The 17585-nt window shown below is 69.1% G+C and carries 17 protein-coding genes; 6 read left to right on the forward strand and 11 right to left on the reverse strand.

Translation table 11 applies throughout. The features are described 5' to 3' along the window. Nucleotides 1-54: 54 nt before the first annotated feature. Both J3P31_RS07785 and J3P31_RS07790 read right to left on the reverse strand, forming a co-directional pair. Nucleotides 55-873 (reverse strand): TIM barrel protein, encoded by an 819-nt coding sequence (locus tag J3P31_RS07785; RefSeq protein ID WP_210527856.1) that lies wholly within the window; start codon nucleotides 871-873, stop codon nucleotides 55-57. Between the two features lie 163 nt (nucleotides 874-1036). Next, nucleotides 1037-2068 (reverse strand): LacI family DNA-binding transcriptional regulator, encoded by a 1032-nt coding sequence (locus J3P31_RS07790; RefSeq protein ID WP_210527857.1) that lies wholly within the window; start codon nucleotides 2066-2068, stop codon nucleotides 1037-1039. A gap of 152 nt (nucleotides 2069-2220) precedes the next feature. Between J3P31_RS07790 and J3P31_RS07795 the strand changes: the two genes are divergently transcribed. The 3 genes from J3P31_RS07795 (at nucleotide 2221) to J3P31_RS07805 (ending at nucleotide 4508) form a co-directional block, all read left to right on the forward strand. Next, a complete protein-coding gene (locus J3P31_RS07795) occupies nucleotides 2221-3315 on the forward strand; it encodes a fatty acid desaturase family protein (RefSeq protein WP_210527858.1) in 1095 nt (364 codons plus the stop codon). A 66-nt stretch (nucleotides 3316-3381) separates the two neighbouring features. Continuing rightward, nucleotides 3382-3696, forward strand: coding sequence for a MocE family 2Fe-2S type ferredoxin (locus J3P31_RS07800; protein ID WP_210527331.1), 315 nt, complete (start codon nucleotides 3382-3384; stop codon nucleotides 3694-3696). A gap of 2 nt (nucleotides 3697-3698) precedes the next feature. Then, a complete protein-coding gene (locus J3P31_RS07805; protein ID WP_210527859.1) occupies nucleotides 3699-4508 on the forward strand; it encodes a 3-methyl-2-oxobutanoate hydroxymethyltransferase in 810 nt (269 codons plus the stop codon). 4 nt (nucleotides 4509-4512) lie between these two features. Here J3P31_RS07805 and J3P31_RS07810 read toward each other — a convergent pair whose 3' ends face one another. From J3P31_RS07810 to J3P31_RS07850, 9 genes are all read right to left on the reverse strand, one after another. Beyond that, entirely contained in the window at nucleotides 4513-5160 is a 648-nt protein-coding gene (locus J3P31_RS07810) for a fumarylacetoacetate hydrolase family protein (protein WP_210527860.1), read from the reverse strand. 126 nt (nucleotides 5161-5286) lie between these two features. After that, nucleotides 5287-5850, reverse strand: a complete 564-nt coding sequence (locus J3P31_RS07815; RefSeq protein WP_210527861.1) for a PqiC family protein — start codon at nucleotides 5848-5850, stop codon at nucleotides 5287-5289. A gap of 1 nt (nucleotide 5851) precedes the next feature. Next, the gene (locus tag J3P31_RS07820; RefSeq protein ID WP_210527862.1) at nucleotides 5852-8230 is read right to left on the reverse strand and encodes an MlaD family protein; all 2379 of its coding nucleotides are present in this window, start codon (nucleotides 8228-8230) and stop codon (nucleotides 5852-5854) included. After that, nucleotides 8227-8784 (reverse strand): paraquat-inducible protein A, encoded by a 558-nt coding sequence (locus tag J3P31_RS07825; RefSeq protein WP_210528082.1) that lies wholly within the window; start codon nucleotides 8782-8784, stop codon nucleotides 8227-8229. Before J3P31_RS07825 ends, J3P31_RS07820 begins: the two co-directional genes overlap by 4 nt. Before the next feature lie 62 nt (nucleotides 8785-8846). After that, entirely contained in the window at nucleotides 8847-9485 is a 639-nt protein-coding gene (locus tag J3P31_RS07830; protein ID WP_368373036.1) for a paraquat-inducible protein A, read from the reverse strand. A gap of 81 nt (nucleotides 9486-9566) precedes the next feature. Then, a complete protein-coding gene (locus J3P31_RS07835; RefSeq protein WP_210527863.1) occupies nucleotides 9567-10763 on the reverse strand; it encodes a cation:proton antiporter domain-containing protein in 1197 nt (398 codons plus the stop codon). Between the two features lie 100 nt (nucleotides 10764-10863). After that, nucleotides 10864-11784 (reverse strand): ribokinase, encoded by a 921-nt coding sequence (rbsK, locus tag J3P31_RS07840; RefSeq protein ID WP_210527864.1) that lies wholly within the window; start codon nucleotides 11782-11784, stop codon nucleotides 10864-10866. 18 nt (nucleotides 11785-11802) lie between these two features. Continuing rightward, nucleotides 11803-12255 (reverse strand): RbsD/FucU family protein, encoded by a 453-nt coding sequence (locus J3P31_RS07845; protein WP_210527865.1) that lies wholly within the window; start codon nucleotides 12253-12255, stop codon nucleotides 11803-11805. A gap of 10 nt (nucleotides 12256-12265) precedes the next feature. Then, nucleotides 12266-13321 (reverse strand): ABC transporter ATP-binding protein, encoded by a 1056-nt coding sequence (locus J3P31_RS07850; RefSeq protein ID WP_210527866.1) that lies wholly within the window; start codon nucleotides 13319-13321, stop codon nucleotides 12266-12268. A gap of 239 nt (nucleotides 13322-13560) precedes the next feature. On the opposite strand from J3P31_RS07850, the gene J3P31_RS07855 reads away from it, so the two are divergent. From J3P31_RS07855 to J3P31_RS07865, 3 genes are all read left to right on the forward strand, one after another. Next, on the forward strand, nucleotides 13561-15222 hold the full coding sequence (locus J3P31_RS07855) for an extracellular solute-binding protein (protein WP_210527867.1): 1662 nt from the start codon (nucleotides 13561-13563) through the stop codon (nucleotides 15220-15222). A 118-nt stretch (nucleotides 15223-15340) separates the two neighbouring features. Then, a complete protein-coding gene (locus J3P31_RS07860) occupies nucleotides 15341-16447 on the forward strand; it encodes a carbohydrate ABC transporter permease (protein WP_210527868.1) in 1107 nt (368 codons plus the stop codon). Nucleotides 16448-16457: 10 nt separating this feature from the next. Then, complete coding sequence (locus J3P31_RS07865; RefSeq protein WP_210527869.1) at nucleotides 16458-17390, forward strand: carbohydrate ABC transporter permease; 933 nt, start codon at nucleotides 16458-16460, stop codon at nucleotides 17388-17390. The last annotated feature ends 195 nt before the right edge of the window (nucleotides 17391-17585 follow it).

A 17585-nucleotide genomic window follows, 5' to 3' on the forward strand; every position in this document is an offset into this window, starting at 1 on the left:
TCTAGGCCGGAAGGGTCCCCTCCCCGGGGCACCCCAAACCTCGGGCGGCTCTCCTCAGGCCGCCTTCGCCGCGAGCTGCGCGGCGATGAAGTCCATCGAGCGGCGCAGGTCGCCGATCGGGTCCTTGGACGCGTGGGTTTCGGGCGCGAAGGCCTCGAAGCTGATGGCGCCACGGTAGCCCGCCGCTTCCAGGGCGCGGATCTGCTCGACGTTGCCGAGCCGGTCGGCGCCGTCCACCAGCACGCGGTGCTGGTCGCCCATCTCGCCCACCGCCAGCGCGGGGTCGACGACGCCCGAGATGTGGATGATGCCGGTATGGGCCGGGAACAGCGGCCCGCCATGCGCGAGATGGTGGTGGAAGGTGTCGTGCACGAGCTTGAAGCGGCCTGTGGCGCCCAGCGCCTCGATCGCCTCCACGGCCTCGGCCTTGTAGCGCAGCGCGCAGATCTCAAAGCCCAGGGGCTCGACCATGCCGACGAGGCCGTGATCCTCGAGCATCGGCTTCAGTTCCTTGAGCGCCACCCGCAGGTTCGCCTGACGCTCGCCGTTGCCCATGCCGCCGTTGTCGTTGCGGGGAATGAGGCTCACCGCCTCGGCACCGCAGGCCACCGCGATCTTCATGAGGGCGAGGGCTTCCTCGCGCTTGGCGTCGGACCAGTCGTTGAAGCGCTTGACCTCGGCCAGCGCCAGGATCCGCAGGCCCTTCTCGCGGGCCAGCTCCCCGGCCTTCTCCGGGGCCATCTCGTCGAAGAGCGGCTGGGGCAGGTCGTTGCGGACCTCCACACCCACGCAGCCCAGCTCCTGCGCGGCATCGAGAAGCTCGACGAAGGACATGCGGGCGACGGTCATGTGGTTGATGGCGAATGGCAGCATTCGGATCCTTCCTCCCGCGGGGCCGTCGCCGTTGATCGACGCTCAAGAAGCCGCGCTTTTCCCGATGCACCCTTGCCGCCCAGCACCGCCCCGAGTCAACGCGGGCCCGCTGGAATTCTATCAGCCGTGATGCCTTGGCAATCACCGCAATGACGAAATTCCGTCAGACGGATTCGGGAAGCACGAGCTCGGGCCGAAGGAAGTGCTGACCCGCGACCTCCGAGGGGCCGCTGCGGGCAGCGTCCGCCATGAGCCGCACCAGATCGTCGCAGAGCTGCGCCAGGGGCGTGGCGATCACCATCGTCAGGTAGCCGTCCACCAGGGCCGCCCGCGACTCCGGCGTCACCTCGTTCACCACGAGGCATACGTCGCCGGGCTTGCGCGCCTCCCGCATGGCGGCGATGGCTCCCTCCATGCCGCCGCCGGCCACATAGACGCCGCGCAGTTCCGGATGACGGTCGAGGAGATCGAGCATCGCCTCGTAGGTGAGCTGCCGGGTTTCCAGGTTCACCAACGTGTCCAGGATCTGGAACTGCGGGGCATATTCCCGGAACCACCCGCGGAACCCGGCCTCGCGCAGCTCATGGCCGTGCCAGCGATAACCCCCGACGAAGACGGCCACCTTTCCGGGCCGATGCGCGGCCATCCCGATGACCGAAGCCGCGATGCGGCCCACCTTCAGGTTGTTGAGGCCGAGGTAGTTCTGCCGGATTCCCTGGGCAAAGTCGTTGAGCAGCGCAAAGGTCGGCACCCCCTCCGCCTTCAGCGCCGTGACCGCGTCGGTGACGGATGGATGGGTGACCGCGCTGGCCGCCACGGCATCGACCCGGCCCTTCATGCCCAGCATGAGGTTCGCGAAGTCCGAGGGCGCCTGCGAGGCCGCGAACTCGACCACGGCCTTGACGCGCAGGCCCGTCGCGCGCCGCGCCGCCGCCTCGATCTCGGCGGCGAAGTTCTGGTAGAAGGCCTGCCGCTCCTTATGGAGCACCACGCCCATCCGCAGGACCGGAAGATCCGTCTGGAGCCGCTGCGCGATCAGCGGGGCCGCGTGGTAGCCGATGCGGCGGGCCGCCTCGTAGACCTTCTGGGCCGTGTCCTCGCGCACCTGCTCGCGGCCATTGAGCACGCGGTCAACGGTGGCCTGGCTCACGCCGGCGGCCTTGGCGACATCCTGGATGGTGGGGCGGCGTGCCATAATTCGACAGTCCTGACGATTTCACCTCATGTTAGGACCGCATCTCTGAGGCTTCGTGACGAATTGTCCAGCAAAGATGTTGGGCGGCCAAGGAAAGTCACGATATGCAGCCCGCCAACAGCCCCGAACCGCTGAACAACAGGAGGAGCCCCATGGGGACGCGGAACTACAGCCTTTTGGGTCCTGATGGCCAGCGCGCCGTCGAAACGGGCCTTGCCGCGGCCGAGTGGTACCACACCGAGGTGCCGCGCAAGGTCATGAAGGAACTCATGCAGCGCAAGGATGGTCCCGCCATCCGCGACACGATCATCTGGCTGGGTGCGATGGCCCTTCTGGCCGGGATCGCCGTGGCGCTCTGGGTGAATGGGCATCCGTGGCTGTCGATCCCCTTCTGGATCGCCTATGGCGTGCTGTACGGATCGGCCTCGGACTCCCGCTGGCACGAATCCTCGCATGGCACCGCCTTCAAGACGCCGTGGATGAACAACGTCGTCTACCAGATCGCCTGCTTCATGATCGTCCGGAACCCGCACACCTGGCGCTGGAGCCATGCGCGGCACCACACGGACACCTACATCGTCGGCCGCGACCCCGAGATCGCGATCATGCGCCCGCCCGAGCTGTTCCGGCTGTTCCTGAACTTCTTCGGGATCATCGACGCCTGGAACGGCTGGACCCGGATGCTCTACAATGCCGCCGGCAGGATCCATCCCGAAGAGGCGACCTTCATCCCCGAGACCGAATGGTCCAAGGTCATCCGCGTCGCCCGGATCTGGACGGCCATCTACGCCGTCACGATCATCGCGGCCCTCTACCTCCAGTCGGTCGTGCCGCTCCTGCTGATCGGAGGGCCCCGGCTCTATGGCGCGTGGCACCATATCATGACGGGCCTGCTGCAACACGGCGGCCTGGCCGACAACGTCATCGACCACCGGCTGAATTCGCGCACCGTGTACATGAATCCGATCTCGCGGTTCATCTACTGGAACATGAACTACCACGTGGAGCATCACATGTTCCCCATGGTGCCCTACCACGCGCTGCCCCGGCTGCACGAGATCATCAAGCACGACCTGCCGACGCCGAACAATTCGATCGCCGAAGCCTTTGGCGAGATGTGGCCCGCGCTCAAGCGCCAGCTTCAGTACGAGGACTACTTCCTCAGGCGCGAGCTGCCCTCCACCGCCAAGCCCTACCGCGAGGACTTCCACGTCTCCGCGCTTGGCGGCGTCGTGGCGGCCGAATGACGAACCAGGGCCGGGCTCGCTCCCGGCCCGCCGACAACAAACAGGACAAGGGAAGAGGAGCCTAACATGCCCCAATGGGTGGACGCCTGCGCGGTGGACGAGATCGACGAGGAGGACGTGATGCGCTGGGACCACGGCGGGCGGACCTACGCCATCTACCACAGCCCGGACGGCGAGTTCTTCTGCACGGATGGCATGTGCACCCACGAGAACGTCCACCTCGCGGGCGGGCTCGTGATGGACTACGTGATCGAGTGCCCCAAGCACAACGGCCAGTTCGACTACCGCACCGGCCAGGCCAAGCGCGCCCCCGTTTGCGTGAACCTCGCCACCTACCCCGCCAAGGCCGAAGGCGGCCGCGTCCTCGTGCAGGTGGGCTGAACATGCGTCCCTCCTCCAAGCGCTGGACCGTCGCCGACCTTCTGGCCAACCGCGGCACCCACCAGTTCGCCATGCTGCGCGTCGAGACCCTCGACGAGGCCGCCGCCGCCGAGGCCGCGGGCGTGGAGCTGTTCTCGGTTCCGCCCGAGATGCTGATGGACCCCCGGTTCCGTCAGGTCGCGCCCAACGCCTTCGCCTTCCCGGGCATGAACTTCTACGACATCGGCGACACCGCCGACTTCCTGAAATGGGCCTTTCCGCTCTGGAAGCATGGGGCGGACGCCGTCTATTGCTCCGGCTCGCTCCAGACCGTGCGCGCGCTCACCGACAACGGCATCCCCGTCTGCGGCCATGTGGGCCTTGTGCCATCCAAGTGCACCTGGACCGGCGGATTCAAGGCCGTGGGCAAGACGCTCGACAGCGCCAAGTACCTTTGGGATCAGTGCAAGGCCTACGAGGAGGCCGGCGCCTTCGCCGTCGAGATCGAGGTCGTTCCCCAGCAGATCACAGAGCTGATCGCCGAACGGACGAACCTGTTCCTGCTGTCGATGGGCGGCGGGGCCAAAGGCCACGCGCAGTATCTCTTCACGGATGATGTGCTGGGCCAGAACACGGGCCGAATCCCGCGGCACGCCAAGGTCTATGCCGACTTCAAGGCCGAGTTCGCGCGCCTGCAGCAGATGCGGGTCGAGGCCATGCGCGCCTTTGCCGACGACGTCCACAACGGGGCCTACCCGGCAGAGGCCTATGTCGTGAACGCCAAGGACGAGGTCGTGGCCCAGTTCCGCGAGTGGCTGGCCGCGAACGCCTGACGGCTCAGGCGATGCGCAGACGGACCGAGGGTGCGCCGTCCAGCGTGCCCTCCAGCCGGTCGCCGGGCTCGACCGGCCCCACCCCGGCGGGGGTCCCGGTCATGATGAGATCGCCCGGCCCGGGCGCATAGAGCGTCCGCAGATGCGCCAGCAGCGCGTCGATGCCGTGGATCATCTCGGTCAGCGGGGCCTGCTGCCGCACCTCGCCGTTCACGGTCAGGCGCATCACGGCCTCCGGAGCGGGCCGCCCCTGAACCAGGGCCCCGATCACCGCAGAGCCTTCGAAATCCTTCGCGGTGTCCCACGGCTTGCCCGCCGCCTTGGCCACCGCCTGCAGGTCGCGGCGGGTCATGTCGAGGCCCACGCCCCAGCCCCAGACCTCGCCCCCTTCCCCCAGCGCCAGGACCAGTTCGACCTCGTGGTGCAGGTCCCGCGTCCCCGGAGGATATGGCAGGACAGAGTCGTCGGGGATCAGCCCGAAGGGCGACTTGGTGAACCAGAACGGGGCGTCGGTTTCCACCGGATTTCCCATCTCCCGCGCATGGGCGGCGTAGTTGCGGCCCACACAGAAGATCCGGGCGACCGGGTAGGTCAGGTCCGCCGCCGCGACCGGCAGTTCGGGCAGGGAACGCGCGGGAAAGACTTGGGGCATGTGACACCTTTGATGGATCTGGTCAGCGTCGCTCCGCCGCCGAGGACGCCTCGTGGTTCAGCGCACGGGCGGGGGACTTGGGCGCCCGGCGGCAGCGGAACGCCCCCCCGGGGCCAGCAGAAGGCCTCAGCGCAGGCCGTTGGCGGCGATATCCTGCGCGAGCGCCAGGGTCGCCTGTCCGCGGGCCGCCGCGATGGCGCCAGGTCCCGGATCGGCGGGCAACGGGATGCGGATGCGGAACTCCCGCGCACGGTCCCGGCCCGATCCGTCCTGGGACGCCACATAATACTGGCCGCGCATGAGGAAGGCGCCCGAGCTGTCGGCCACCATCTCGGCCACGCGCACGTCGACCTGCGCCTCGGCAGGTTCCTCGAAGGGCCAGGGTTCCGGCACGACGCGGGCGCCGGTCACGCCACCCAGGGCGCGGGCCAGGTCCAGCGTTTCGGCCCGCGCGGGATCGTCGGCCCAGCGCACCCGGCGAAGCTGGGTCAGCGAGTTGCCGGGAACCTGCACGTAGACATCGTCTGCCGCCGCGTATTCGGGCAGCGACACGTCGAGCAGCTCCACCGTGCCGAAGGAGGAGCCGACCCGGGCCGGCGGCTCGGCAGGGGGCACGGCCAGCCGCAGGGACTGTGGCCCGCAGGCGGCCAGGAGCACGAGGGCGGCGATGCTCAGCGGACGGAGCGTCATGTCAGTCTCCGAATATGAGGGAGTTGGGGTTGCGCTCGATGGTGCGGGCCAGGGCCGCGACGGCATTGGCAGCGTCCGTCACCTCACGGATGGCCCGCTGCGCCTCCCGGACGATGCCGGAGGACGAGTCGAAGCCCTGGAGCGTCACCGCCGCCTGGTCGAGGAGACCGCTCGCGCGCTCCACCAGGCCGGGAAGGCTGTCGGCCGCGCGGCGTGCCGCATCGAGAGTGGCGTTGGCGTTGGTCACGACCCCGCCCTCCCGTGCTTCGCGAAGGATCGCCTCGACCTCGCCCAGGGCCGCGGACAGGTCGCCCGGCAGCGCCTGGGTCCCTTCGGACGACACCAGGGTATTGGCGCTCGCGGCCAGGTCGGTCAGCTCGGTCACGAGCTGGTCCACCGGCAGCTCGTTGGCCTTGGCCACGAGCGTGTCGATGCGGGCCACGAGGTCGGGCAACCCTTCGGCCGAGCTCTGGAGCGAGCGCGCCGCATCCTCGGCCGCGGCGATGGCGGAGGACAGGCGCGTCGCCAGCTCCCCGTCGTCGAGATCCTGCAGGATCGCGCGGGTCTGGCCCAGCGTGGCAGAGGCCTCATCGGTCAGCTGGCCGATCTGGGCCGGAAGCTGCTGCAGGCCCGGCTGCGCCAGCAGCGCGCGGGCGTCCGAGGACAGGCCCGTCACCTCGGCCAGCAGAGGCTCGACCTCCAGGGCCTCGGCCTTCACCGCCACGGCGTTCAGGCGATCCACGAGATCGGGCACGCCGGCGGTCGCCTCGCCGATCCGCTGGACGGCAGCGTTGGCCGTGTCCACAGCCGTGAGGATGCGCCCCAGGGCGTTCTGCTCGCGCAGTTCGGTCAGGCGGGCGCGGACCTCGGCCAAGGTGCCGTTGACCTCGTCGAGCGAGGTGGCCAGCTGGCCTGGCAGGCCCTGCACCTCGGGCGACCCGGTGACGCTGCGGATGTCGCCCAGGAGCGCGCTGACCTGCCCCGGCACGGCCTGCGTCTCGGGCGAGCCCACGAGGCGGGAGGCGTTGTCGAGGAAGGCCACGGCGGAATCGAGCAGCTCTTCGATGGGAAGGTTGCTCACGCGGGTCAGGACGTCCTGGGCCTGCCCCGCCACGTCGGCGATGTCGGCCTCGGCCGTGGGAACCGAGGGGAATGGCAGCGTGGCCAGGTCGATCTCGGCCGGAGGGGCATCCGGAATCTCGATGAGCTGGACCTTGAGCCCGCCTAGCAGCCCGGCGCTCGCCAGTTGCGCGCGCAGCCCTCGGCCGACGCGGCTTTGCAAGGCGGCAAGGATGTCGCTCCGTCCCTGGTCGCCCTCGAGCCCGAGCCGGGACGGCTGGAGGGCGAGGACGGTCTGGAGATGCACCTCCTCGTCGCCGAAGCGCTCGGGGTCGAGCAGGCCGTTGACGTCGGTGACCTCGCCGATGCGGATGCCGTCCAGTTCGACCGGCGCGCCGACGGACAGGCCCGCGATGTTGCCCGAAAAGACGGCGATCAGGTCCAGGACCGGCGAGTTCGGGTCCGTGTAGATGGAATCGCGGGCGTTCGCTTCGTAAAGATAGGCCTCGAACAGGTCACCGTCCTTGGCCGGCTGCGCCCCGGACACGAAGGTGTCGAAGGCAAGCCCCCCCACGATCAGCGACGACAGGGAGTCGAAGTCGACCTCGGCCCCGCCGGAGCCCACGGACAGGGAGAAGCCCGAAGCATCCCAGAAGACCGTGGCCTCGGTCACGAGCCGGTCATAGGGGGCGTAGATCACGGCCGGCGCGGTCACCGAGATGCCGTCCTCGCCCACCACGGGCTCGCCCACCTGCCCCACCGTCACGCCCTGGTAGATGATCGGCACGGCCGAGGTGAGGGTGCCGTCGGTCGAGCGGAGCGTGAACTCGAGCCCCTCCTGGCCGACGCCCAGCAGGGGCGCGGTGGCCTGCCCCTCGAAGTGGTCCACCGGCTCGGCCGGCACGTTGTCCCAGGTGCCCTCGATGAAGACGCCGGACAGCACCGTCTCGAGGCCGGTGATGCGCTGGGTGGTGATCTCGGGCCGGACGACCCAGAACTTGGCGTCGGCGTCCACATAGGGGGCTACGTCGGGATCGAGCCGGACCGAGACCAGCACGCGCGCGAGGTCAGAGGTGAACTGGACCTTCTCCACGAGGCCCACCGCGACGTTGCGGTAGCGCAGCTCGGTCTCGCGGGCGACGACGCCGGCGGCGTCCGCGAACTCGATCTGGATGAGGGGACCCTTGTCGCGGAAGTTTTCCCAGGCCACGCCCAGCGCGATCGCCAGCGCGGCGAGCGGGACCAGCCAGATCACCGAGACGCGCTGCCAGAAGCTCCTCCGGGCGGAGGTGACGGGGATCGGGGGAACCGAGTCGGTCATGCGCGCTGACGGGCCTCGGCGTCGATGCCGTCCCAGATCATGCGCGGGTCGAAGGCTTGGGCCGAAAGCATCGTGAAGATCACCGATAGCGCGAAGGCGAGGGAAGCGGGGCCCGGAGCGATCGAGGCCACGACGTTGAGTTGCACGAGCGAAGCGAGGATCGCAACCACGAACACATCGATCATCGACCAGCGCCCGATGTATTCGACGATCTCGTAGAGCCGCATCCGAAGCTCGGGCGACATGCGGGATCCCCTCCGCACCGACATGGCGAGAAAGGCGATGCAGATGAACTTGGCGATGGGGATGCCCACGCTCGCGACCAGGATCACCAGCGCGATGCCGGCCGAGCCATGGGACAGGAGTTCCAGCGCCCCCCCGACGATGGTCGAGTTCTGCGTCGTGAACAGGGTGCGCGTTTCCAGCATCGGATACAGGTTCGCGGGCAGGTAGGCCATGAGCCCCGCCGCCCACCAGGCCCAGACGCGGCTGATGCTGCGCGGGTCGCGCGACACGAGGCGGCTGCCGCAGCGGCCGCACCGCTCGGTCCCCATGGGCCAGACGCGCGTGCAGCGACGGCAGGCCACCAGGCCGGCGTCGCGCGCGGTCACATGGGTCAGTTCGGGCTGATCGAGTGCCACACCGACCACCGGCAGACGATCTGGTCCTGCGCGACCGTCACCACGACCAGCCCTGCGAACATCCAGAAGGCGGGCCCGAGCGAAACCTGCGCGAGGTCCGCGATCTTCACGAGGCTCACCGCGCAGCCGATGGCAAAGATCTCGGCCATCGACCAGGGACGCATCTCCTCGGCCAGGCGGAAGGCGCGGGCGGCCAGGGGACGCGGCGGGCGGTCGAAGACGATGGGGACCAGCGTGTAAAGGATCAGCATGGCGCGCGCGAGCGGGAGCACCACGATGGCGGCCGTCACGGCCAGCGACACGAGCAGGAGCGGCCCGCCGATGAAGCTCGTCGCGACCTCCCACAGGGTCGCCTCCTGCCAGAGGCCCCGCGCCTCGATCCGCAGGAAAGGGAACCAGAGCGAGCCCGCCACCAGCACCACCGCGGTCATGGCCAGCGCGATGATGGCCATCCCGGCGTGGCGGCGGGGCGAGATCAGGACCGAATGGCAGCGGGCGCAGGTCGCGCGGCTGCCGGGGGCGACGTCGGCCGCGCGGTAGAGCGCATCGCATTCCGGGCAGGCGATCAGCCCTTCGATGTCCGCGTCCGCGATGATGCCGGTGCCGTCCGCCACGTCCCTGCCCTTCCTGTCCGCGGCAAGACTTAGGCCCCCGGGGCCGGAAGGCCAAGCCGGGGGCTCACGGCTCCGGCAACGTCACGCGGCGGGCCGCTCCGGCTGGCCCGGCATCAGGAGGTCGGCCAGCTTGAACATGAACGGGTTGAGCGTGATCGACAGCAGCGCGGCAGCGAGCACGAGGTCGTGCGTGTCCGGCGCGAGCACCCCGAGGGTCACCCCCAGCCCGGCCAGGATGAAGGTAAATTCCCCCGCCTGGGCGAGGCTGGCCGCGACGGTCAGGCCCGTGCGGCGGTCCTGCCCGAAGGCTCCGGTGATGATCAGGGCGGCCAGCGCCTTGCCGAGGATCACGATCCCAAGGAGGCTCAGGACCGCGACGGGACGCTCGACCAGGATCAGGGGGTCGAAGATCATGCCCACCGAGACGAAGAACAGGACGGAGAAGGCGTCCCGCAGCGGCAGGGACCGCTCGGCCGCGCTATGGCCCAGCGGCGAGGCCGCCAGCACCAGTCCCGCGACGAAGGCGCCCAGGGCGAAGGACGCGTCGAAGACGGCATAGGCCAGCCAGGCGATGCCCATGGCGATGGCCAGGACCCCCAGCGTGAACAGCTCGCGCGAGCGTTCGTGCGCGATCAGGATCAGCGCCCCCGGCAGGAGCCGTGTCCCGAAAAGCCCCATCAGGATCACGAAACCCGCGACCTTGAGGAGCACGAGGCCCACCGAGGCGGCGACTCCCCCCAGGCCTAGGCCGTCGCCGGTCATGGACATCAGGGGCAGGAGGACCAGCGCCAGCACCATCACCAGATCCTCGACGATGAGCCAGCCCACCGCGAGGCGCCCGGTGGGCGTGCGGATCTGCTGCCGTTCCTCGAGGGCGCGGACCAGGACCACCGTGGAGGCGACCGAAACCGAGAAGCCCATCAGCACCGCTTCGGCATGGCCGAGGCCGTAAATCTCGCCCAGCAGCCAGCCCAGCCCCGTTGCGGCGGCGATCTGGGCCAGCGCCCCGGGCAGGGCCACCGTGCGGACGGCCATCAGGTCCCGTGGGGAAAAGTGGAGGCCCACCCCGAACATCAGGAGGATTACCCCGATCTCGGCCAGCTGCGGCGCGAGGTGGATGTCGGCCACGAAGCCCGGCGTGTAGGGGCCGACGATGATGCCCGCGATGATGTAGCCGATGAGCGGCGCGAGCCGGAGGCGGTTGGCGACCAGTCCGAGCAGGAAGGCGAGGACGAAGGCGGCCACGAGCAAGCTGATCAGGCTGTGACCCTGGTCCATCGGATCTCCGGTGCGTGCGAGGGGGCTTTCCTGAATTGGGGAGCCCTCGCGCCCAAGCGCAAGGGCCACCCGCGGGAAAAATCCTCAACCCCTGTCAACCCTAGCGGGCGAGCAGGGCCTCGACCTCCGACCGGGTCGGCATCGAAGGGGCGGTGCCGGGCCGCGTGACCGAGATGCCCGCCGTGGCGATGCCGAAGCGGACCGCCTCCTCGGGGCTCCGGCCCTCGGAGAGGGCGACCGCGAAGCCGCCGTTGAAGGCGTCGCCCGCCCCGGTCGTTTCCACCACCTCGCCCGCGCTCAGGGCCGGCAGGTGCAGCGCCCGGTCCCCCTGCACGAGAAGCGCGCCCTGCGCCCCGAGCGTCACGACCACCCCGCCCGCCCCCATAAGGAGCAGCTTCCGCGCCGCCGCCTCGGCCGAGGCGGGGTCCGTGACGGGCAGGCCGGTCAGCGCCTCGGCCTCGCTTTCGTTGGGCGTCACCCAATCGCAGAGCGCCAGCATCCCGTCCGGCAGCGCCGCCGCCGGCGCGGGATTGAGGACCGTGGTCACGCCGGATTCGCGGGCGATCTGGAGCGCCCGGATCGCGGCGGGAAGCGGCTGTTCGAGCTGGGTGACGAACACCGAGGCCGACCGGATCAGGTCGGCCCGCGCGTCGATGTCCTCCTCCGAGATGTCGCCCGCGACCCCCGGCGCGACGATGATCGCGTTGTTGCCGGTCCCGGACTCCACGAAGATGTAGGCGGCGCCGGTGTAGCCGGTATCGGTCTGCGTCACGGCCGGGGTCACGCCCGCCTCGGCCCAGGTCCCGAGCGCGAGGTCGCCGAAGGCGTCGCGCGCCAGGCGGGAGATGAAATGGACCTGGCCCCCGGCGCGCGCGGCGGCGACCGCCTGGTTCGAACCCTTGCCCCCGGGACCAAGGGCAAACCCCTCGCCCAGGATGGTTTCGCCCATCCGGGGCTGGCGGGGCGCGCGGTAGGCGGTGTCGGCGACAAAGACGCCAAGGATGACGATGGGACCGGACATGGGGTCAAGCCTCCGGCGTCACGATTCCGGCGGGATCACGCCCTTGCGGAACATGAAGCAGCCGTAGAACCGGCGCTCCCCGGTCTGGATGACGGCATAGGCGGTGCGCGCCTTGTCGTAGAAGGCGAAGCGCTCGATGCCGATCATGCGGGCTTCGCGGCCGTCGAACCGGTCGATGACGTTCTGCACCTCGATCTGGACCTGCGGCACCGTCGAGGGCTCGCCCACGACCTCCATCCGGCCCGCGAAGTCGTCCACGAAGGTGTCGAGCGGCAGGACGGACAGGACCGCCTCGATCGCCTCGCTCGCCTTGAGGTTCTCCATGTGGAGCAGTTCGCCCAGGACGGTCTCGCGGGCGATGCTGTCCGCCGGGAAGTTGGTGTCGCAGATGACCAGCAGGTCCCCGTGTCCCATGGCGCGAAGCGCATAAAGCACGTCGGCGTTCAGCCGGTTGTCGAGCCCCTTGAGCATGTCTGTCCCCTTAGTTGATCCGTTCGCCGGTGCCGGCGTCGAAGAGATGCGCCCGGGCCGGGTTGGCCTGGAGCCGGATGCGGTCGCCCGGCTTGACGGCCAGCCGGTCGCGCGACACGGCGACGACCTCGCTTCCTGCCACGTCGGCCACGAGATGGGTCTCGGAGCCGGTCGGCTCCACGACCTTGACCACGGCGTCGAGGCCCGGCGCCTCGCTGCTGCCGCCCAACTCGAAATGCTCGGGCCGGATGCCGTAGATGATCCGACGGCCTTCCGCGGCGCCGCGCGCGGGCAGGCGCAGCGGCCCGGCGGCGACCGCCTCCCCCTGCCCCACGCCCTCGATCAGGTTCATGGAGGGCGATCCGATGAAGCCCGCGACGAAGGTGTTCGCAGGCCGATCGTACAGGTCGAGAGGCGCCCCCGCCTGCGCGATGCGTCCGCCGTTCATCACCACGATGCGGTCGGCCATGGTCATGGCCTCGATCTGGTCGTGCGTGACATAGACGGTCGTCGTCTTGAGCCGGAGATGGAGGGCCCGGATCTCGGTCCGCATCTGGACGCGCAGCTTGGCGTCGAGGTTGGAGAGCGGCTCGTCGAACAGGAACACCTGCGGATTGCGCACGATGGCCCGCCCCATCGCCACGCGCTGCCGCTGCCCCCCGGAAAGGGCGCGGGGATAGCGGCCCAGGTAGGGCCTGAGGCTCAGGATGTCGGCGGCGCGGTTGACCCGCTCCTCGATCTCGGCCTTGGGCATGCCGGCCATCCTGAGGGCGAACCCCATGTTCGCCGCCACGGTCTTGTGCGGATAAAGCGCGTAGTTCTGGAACACCATGGCGATGTCCCGTTCGGACGGGGGAAGGTTGTTCACCACCCGCTCGCCGATCCGGATCTGGCCCGAGGTGATGCTTTCAAGCCCCGCGATCATCCGCAGGAGCGTGGACTTCCCGCAGCCCGACGGGCCGACGAGCACGACGAACTGCCCGTCCGGAATGTCGAGGCTGACGCCATGCAGGACATCCTGGGCCCCGTAAGCCTTTCGTAGATCACGGATCGCGACGTCGGCCATGTTCCCTCCCCGGCGCCTGTTTTCCAATCTGGTAGCCGAGCCGGCCGGACCTGTCCACCGGGCTGGACATACTAACATGTCAGGTCGCTTGACTTAAGGACGGATCGCGGGAAGGGTTCCCTCATCCGGCAGAGCCCGGACGGCCCGGACCTGCGGCGAAAGACCCCCCAAGGGGCACCCGCGGGATGAAGTGCAGGCGGTCCGTTCGATGGCCTTCCGAGACCAAGGGGAGAGGACGAATGAAGACACATCTGTTCGAGCTGGCCGTCCGGTCGGCCCTGTCGCGGCGGAGCCTGCTGAAGGGCGCGGCGGGCCTGGGCGCGATGGCGGCGATGGGCCTGCCGCGCGGGGCCATGGCGCAGGAGGACTCGGCGGCGCTGCGCGCGCAGATCCTGCAGATCCCGGGCGTGGGCGCGGGCAGCCCGACGGACGCGCACTGGCAGCAGGTGGGCGAGCTGTGCCTGGGCCCCACCAGGGCCAGCGTCGCCGAAGGCGAGTTCGCGGGCGTCGAGCTCACCTTCATGGGGCTCAACAACCAGAACCTGCACAACTTCCTGTTCCGCGGCTTCCTCAAGCCCTGGGAGGCCTACACCGGCGCCAAGATCAACTGGATCGACCTCGCCCAGGCCGACTACAACCCGCGGCTCCAGCAGGCGATCGCCACCGGGACCGTCGACTTCGACATCCTGGAGATGGGCGCCCCCTTCGAGGGCGACACCGCCGGACGTGGCCTGCTTGACGAGATGCCCGACTGGGTGAAGGAGCAGATCGACATGGGCGACTACGTGGGCTACCTCCAGCCCCCGGTCGGCACCTGGGACGGCAAGACCTATCGCGTCACCATCGACGGCGACTGCCACACCTTCGCCTACCGCAAGGACTACTTCACCGACCCCACCATCTCGGCCGCGACCGGCATGACCGAGCCGCCCGCCACCTGGCAGCAGGTCAACGAATTCTCCAAGAAGATCGTCGGGCAGACGGATCCGCTGACCGGGCTGCCGGCCTATGGCTTCCTGGACCCGCTCAAGTACCAGTGGGGCGGCTTCGGCTTCTACTTCCTCGAGGATCGCGCGGCCCCCTACGCCAAGCATCCGAGCGATGCGGCCTGGCTCTTCGATCCCGACACGATGAAGCCGCGCGTGAACAACCCGGCCTGGGTGCGCGCGATCCAGGACGTGATGGACCTCGTGGGCACCGAAGGCGCCTACCCGCCCGACCAGGTGAACGCCGACCCGAACGCGACGGCCTTCTCGCAGTTCCTGGGCGGGACCGGCGCGATGCTGACCTGGTGGGGCGACGTGGGCTCGAACGCGCGCACCTCGGACACCTCGGTGGTGGGCGACGTGGCGGGCTTTTCGGTCAACCCGGGGTCGGATGACGTCTACAACGCCGCCACCGGCCAATGGGAGACGCTGCCCGACGGGCCGAACGTCGCCCCGAACATGGCCTACCTGGGCTGGGGCATCTACGTCACGAACCGCGTCTCGGGCGACGAGACCAAGCGCAAGGCAGCCTGGTCGGCGGCGGCGCACCTGGGCGGCAAGGACCTGTCGCTCTGGATGGCGGCCTATCCGTCGGGCTTCCAGCCTTACCGCAACTCGCACTTCGACTATGCGGAGTGGGAAGCGGCGGGCTACGACCGCGCCTTCGTCGAGGATTATCTGGGCTCGAACCTCGACAGCTACAACCACCCCAACGCCGCCATCGAGCCGCGCATCCCCGGCATCTTCCAGTACTACTCGGTCGCCGAGGACGAACTGGTGAAGGGCCTGTCCGGCCAGTACGCCAGCGCGCAGGAGACCGCGGACGCCATCGCCGCCGCCTGGGAGCGGATCACCGACCAGATCGGCCGGGACAGCCAGGTCGCGCTCTACAAGGCGTCGCTGGGCATGAACTGAGGGCTGGCGCCATCCGCCTGCCCGACGGGGGCTCCGGCTGGCCGGGGCGCCCGACCTGATCGACCCGACGGGGGGCGTCGTGCCGGCGCCTCCCGTCCCTCCTGAACCGGGGCCCGAGTTGAACACCACCGGCGATCTTCTCCACGTCGTCACAGCCGACGACCTTCCACCCGCCCGCGTGGCGCTGGGGCGCGCCCTGATTTGGGGATCGGGCGTCCTTCTCGTGGCGCTCTTCCTGCTCCAGATGGCCCAGTCGATGGGCTGGATGACCCCCTGGTTCGAAACCTGGCGGCCCACGCTCTATGCCTACCTGACCTGGGCGGCCTGCCTCTGCTGGGGACAGGTGCTCATGCGGGGGGAGCAGGGCAAGCGCGTGCTGTTCGTGCTGCCCGCCGTGCTCTTCGTGGTGTCCCTGACCGTGTTCCCGCTGCTGTTCGGGATCCTGATCGCCCTGTCCGACTGGAACCTGAGCTCGCCCACCGGACGGCAGTTCAACGGCGTCGCCAATATCGTGCAGATGTGGCACGACCCCTTCTACTGGAACGCCCTGGGCAACATGGCCTGGTACTGCCTCGCCATCGTGGTCGAGTACACGATCGCCTTCGGCTTGGCGCTGCTGCTGAACGCCGAGATCCGGGCGCGCAAGTTCTTCCGCGTGGCCTTCCTGCTGCCGCTCATGCTGTCGCCCGTCGCCGTGTCCTGGATGATCGGCAAGTCGATGCTGGAGCCGCGCTTCGGCCCCCTCGCCCGCCTGGGCCGCGCCCTGGGCTGGGACACGCCGTCGTTCTTCGGCGACCCGGTCATCGCCAAGCTGACGATCATGGCGATGGACGCCTGGACCTACATCCCGTTCATGATGATCATGCTGCTCGCCGGTCTGCAGGCCATCCCGCGGGAGGTGCAGGAGGCCGCGCGCGTGGACGGCGCCTCGGGGTGGCGCGGCTTCTGGGAGGTGACGTTCCCCCTGATGCTGCCGGTCTCGGTGACGGCGATCCTGATCCGGATCATCTTCAAGCTGAAGCTGGCCGACATCGTCATCAACGTGACCTCGGGCGGGCCAGGGGGCGCCACCGACACGGTGACCAGCTTCATCTTCCGCGAATACCGCGACCGGTCGAACGTGGGCTACGGCACGCTGCTTGCCATGGTGTACCTGGTCGTCATCGTGATCGTGATGACGATCCTGATGAAGATCGCCGACCGCTTCACCCGGCCGCAGACCTGAAGGGGCGAGCATGACCACCGAAACCGTCGAAGCCCCGATCTTCCGCGACAGCGAGACCGACCTGCGCCATCGCGCGCGGTGGTGGACGGGCCGCATCGCGATCTATGGCGCGCTCATCCTGTGGTCCCTGATCTGCCTGTTCCCGATCTACTGGACCTTGACCACGAGCTTCAAGATGGCCCCGAACGTCATGCAGGGCCACCTAATCCCCTTCGTGGACTACCAGCCGTCCTGGCTGGGGTTCCGGTCGCTGGGCCTGTCGCCCGACACCTTCGCCGCCGAGTCCACCCCCCGGGCCGAGTTCATGAAGCGGTTCATGAACAGCGTCGTGGTGTCGCTCAGCTCCTCGGCCCTCGCGGTCGCGCTGGGAAGCCTCGCGGCCTATGGGCTGTCGCGGTTCTCCTACAGGTGGGCGTGGATGCGGAACTCGGACATCTCGTTCTTCTTCCTCAGCCAGCTCATCCTGCCGCCCGTCGTGCTCGCCCTGCCGTTCCTGGTGCTCTACAAGGCCCTGGGGCTGCTCGACACGCGGATCGGGCTGATCCTCCTTTACACGCTGACCGTCCTTCCCATCGTCATCTGGATCATGCGCGACCAGTTCGCGGGCATCCCGACCGAGCTGGAGGAGGCCGCGCTGGTGGATGGGCTGTCCATCTGGGGGGCGTTCCTGACCATCATCCTCCCCATCGCCCTGCCCGGCATGGTCGCGGCCTTCATCCTCAGCCTCGTGCTCACCTGGAACGAGTACTTCTTCGCCGCCCTGCTGACCTCGACCCACGCCAATACGCTGCCGGTGATGGTGGCGTCGCAGACGGGATCGCAGGGCATCAACTGGTGGTCGATGGCGGCGCTGTCCTCGGCCGCGATCCTGCCGCTGGTGCTGGTTGGCATCCTGCTGGAGCGGTTCATCATCAAGGGCATGGCCGCGGGCGCGGTGAAGTGAGCGCCGGGCCCGGTCGGGGTTGGGCCGCGGCACCGGCGCCAAGTCCGGTCGGGGTCCTGTACCGTCGTTCCTGTTTCGCAGGCTGCCGTCGGGGATGTCACACCGCGAGGTGGGTGGGCACGACAGCGGTCGGGCTGGCCCGAGGGCCATGGCCTCTGGAGGCGCCGCGAGCCGGACGAGACCAGTCGGCGCGGC

Origin of the sequence: Rubellimicrobium arenae, assembly GCF_017916275.1 — a bacterium.
GTDB lineage: Bacteria > Pseudomonadota > Alphaproteobacteria > Rhodobacterales > Rhodobacteraceae > Rubellimicrobium > Rubellimicrobium arenae.

What these genes read in the sequence shown, in the direction of transcription:
- rbsK (WP_210527864.1), bottom strand. Translation starts at nt 11,784, where the DNA reads ATGTCCGGTCCCATCGTCATCCTTGGCGTCTTTGTCGCCGACACCGCC.
- J3P31_RS07850 (WP_210527866.1), bottom strand. Translation starts at nt 13,321, where the DNA reads ATGGCCGACGTCGCGATCCGTGATCTACGAAAGGCTTACGGGGCCCAG.
- J3P31_RS07785 (WP_210527856.1), bottom strand. Translation starts at nt 873, where the DNA reads ATGCTGCCATTCGCCATCAACCACATGACCGTCGCCCGCATGTCCTTC.
- J3P31_RS07835 (WP_210527863.1), bottom strand. Translation starts at nt 10,763, where the DNA reads ATGGACCAGGGTCACAGCCTGATCAGCTTGCTCGTGGCCGCCTTCGTC.
- J3P31_RS07825 (WP_210528082.1), bottom strand. Translation starts at nt 8,784, where the DNA reads ATGGGGACCGAGCGGTGCGGCCGCTGCGGCAGCCGCCTCGTGTCGCGC.
- J3P31_RS07820 (WP_210527862.1), bottom strand. Translation starts at nt 8,230, where the DNA reads ATGACCGACTCGGTTCCCCCGATCCCCGTCACCTCCGCCCGGAGGAGC.
- J3P31_RS07790 (WP_210527857.1), bottom strand. Translation starts at nt 2,068, where the DNA reads ATGGCACGCCGCCCCACCATCCAGGATGTCGCCAAGGCCGCCGGCGTG.
- J3P31_RS07810 (WP_210527860.1), bottom strand. Translation starts at nt 5,160, where the DNA reads ATGCCCCAAGTCTTTCCCGCGCGTTCCCTGCCCGAACTGCCGGTCGCG.
- J3P31_RS07855 (WP_210527867.1), top strand. Translation starts at nt 13,561, where the DNA reads ATGAAGACACATCTGTTCGAGCTGGCCGTCCGGTCGGCCCTGTCGCGG.
- J3P31_RS07865 (WP_210527869.1), top strand. Translation starts at nt 16,458, where the DNA reads ATGACCACCGAAACCGTCGAAGCCCCGATCTTCCGCGACAGCGAGACC.
- J3P31_RS07795 (WP_210527858.1), top strand. Translation starts at nt 2,221, where the DNA reads ATGGGGACGCGGAACTACAGCCTTTTGGGTCCTGATGGCCAGCGCGCC.
- J3P31_RS07805 (WP_210527859.1), top strand. Translation starts at nt 3,699, where the DNA reads ATGCGTCCCTCCTCCAAGCGCTGGACCGTCGCCGACCTTCTGGCCAAC.
- J3P31_RS07800 (WP_210527331.1), top strand. Translation starts at nt 3,382, where the DNA reads ATGCCCCAATGGGTGGACGCCTGCGCGGTGGACGAGATCGACGAGGAG.
- J3P31_RS07845 (WP_210527865.1), bottom strand. Translation starts at nt 12,255, where the DNA reads ATGCTCAAGGGGCTCGACAACCGGCTGAACGCCGACGTGCTTTATGCG.
- J3P31_RS07815 (WP_210527861.1), bottom strand. Translation starts at nt 5,850, where the DNA reads ATGACGCTCCGTCCGCTGAGCATCGCCGCCCTCGTGCTCCTGGCCGCC.